The sequence below is a fragment of the Atopomonas hussainii genome (assembly GCF_900109735.1).
GTDB lineage: Bacteria > Pseudomonadota > Gammaproteobacteria > Pseudomonadales > Pseudomonadaceae > Atopomonas > Atopomonas hussainii.
The window spans coordinates 1-1,768 of record NZ_FOAS01000033.1; the positions used below are offsets into that span (position 1 = coordinate 1).

Here is a 1,768-nt window from a genome sequence, read left to right on the forward strand (position 1 = left end):
GAATAGGCACATAACAATGCGCTCAACGCCGCTCACTTCGTTCGCTGGACAGCCAAAAGCTACGCTTTTGCCTGCCCGTTAGCTTAATCGTTAGGCATATAAGAAACATGGATGCTAGCTGGGAACTATTTGTTGATTGCACTTCCGAAAAATCCGCAATCACTGTGTCTAGGAAGTACCTAGAAAGAATCGAAAAGGTAGAGGCCTCACCACAAATCGAGGCATACCACAAAGGTGGCTTCAAGGTTATATTTTCAACCAAGCACAAATCGACTTCATGGCCAGATTTTATTTATGAAATTATGAGCACAGCCCAAAAAGCAAGCAGAAACTGGGTGATCTCAGGATCTATTGCAGAAGAAGTTGATCTCTGGTCAAACGAGCACTCTGTCATTGGCGTTACATCTGTCCATTTGCAGGCAACACGTGTATACGCCTAACAATGCGCTCAACGCCGCTCGTTTCACTCGCTGGACGTCCAAAAGCTACGCTTTTGGCCGCCCGTTAGCTTAATCGTTAGGTGCAAGGAGCATCAGTGAACAAAAGAAAAGTTGGAGCCATCGAACTCCCTATCGACGTTGCATTATCTGGCAATATGATCTGCCCAAACTGCGGAGATACCAAATTCGGCTCTACAACCCAACCAAATGGCGAACTACTCCGCACATGCCATGGCTGGGAAAATTCAGAAAAACCCTGTACCTTTAAATGGTTGGAGTCAGACGATCATAAGTATTTCTTCGTACCTATTATTTTTTTGCAACAACCGAAGCAAGCACCTATCAACTGTCTCAAGTCGCTCGTTTCACTCGTTCGAGGTTGGCTTAAGCCAGCACCTTAACCAAACGTTAGGTATTTTTGTATGGCTCGCCGTAAAGACTCTGGGCTAATGCTTCTAGCTGGTACGCTTATCGTTCTTGGTATTGGCGTCCTTATAAAAGCCGAAAGCGGTTCCGGCTCTACAATTATTGCAAGCAAATTAATGAACACATCAGCTGCATCACCTGAATTTAGTACATTCTCTGCAATAGTTATAATTTCAGTAGGCGCGTTCATTTTATACAAGGCATGAAAACACCTAACAATGCGCTCAACGCCGCTCACTTCGTTCGCTGGACGTCCAAAAGCTGCGCTTTTGGCCGCCCGTTAGCTTAATCGTTAGCCATAGCCGTACAATGAAGCTCTTATTGAAGTTTTACATAAGTGGTACTGATTGGAGAGCGAAGCTTAGCCGCAATGAGGCGATGTCTTGGCTATGGACATTCCTCGTGCTCGGCGTTGGGTTAGGAATGTCAGTACTGCTACTCTCTCTTCTATTTAACGGTTTCGACCCAGAGGTTTCATTGGTCGCGATAGTCATGATCATGGCAGGTATCATATTGGCACGTTTATTTGTACCTCGTGCCAGAGAAATACACGAAAAAAGGAGAAAGGAGCGCGACCCGATCCTCTTTCCCGATACGGCGATGACTTCAAATAGCTTAGCGATTGATGCAGCTAATTTGGCTATATCGTACGGCAGAAAAAAACAAGCGCTATCAATATTGCGTGATGAAATAAAAAGCAATCCCGGCAATCTTTCGGCAAAAGAATTGCTAAATAGAATCGAAAACACTGAAACGTAAAACGGCTAACAAGTGGTTCAAGCCGTTCGCTTCGCTCACTGGGACGCCCAAAAGCTGCGCTTTTGTGCGCCCCTTAACCAAACGTTAGGTTCAGTCATGACGAAGCATGAGAAAAGAGTCCTTCATGGCCTGCTAAAAGCCTT

Annotated in this window: 3 protein-coding genes; all 3 read left to right on the forward strand. The window is 45.3% G+C overall.

Going from position 1 to position 1,768, the window contains the following annotated elements; genetic code table 11:
* Positions 1-107: 107 nt before the first annotated feature.
* The 3 genes from BMX80_RS17760 (at position 108) to BMX80_RS17470 (ending at position 1,625) form a co-directional block, all read left to right on the forward strand.
* Positions 108-440: a hypothetical protein gene (locus BMX80_RS17760; protein ID WP_074870793.1), complete on the forward strand. Its 333-nt coding sequence runs from the start codon at positions 108-110 to the stop codon at positions 438-440.
* 422 nt (positions 441-862) lie between these two features.
* Positions 863-1,072: a hypothetical protein gene (locus BMX80_RS17765; protein WP_139214224.1), complete on the forward strand. Its 210-nt coding sequence runs from the start codon at positions 863-865 to the stop codon at positions 1,070-1,072.
* Positions 1,073-1,175: 103 nt separating this feature from the next.
* Positions 1,176-1,625 carry a hypothetical protein gene (locus tag BMX80_RS17470; protein ID WP_074870794.1) on the forward strand — a complete coding sequence of 150 codons (450 nt, stop codon included), beginning with the start codon at positions 1,176-1,178 and terminating at the stop codon, positions 1,623-1,625.
* Positions 1,626-1,768: the final 143 nt, after the last annotated feature.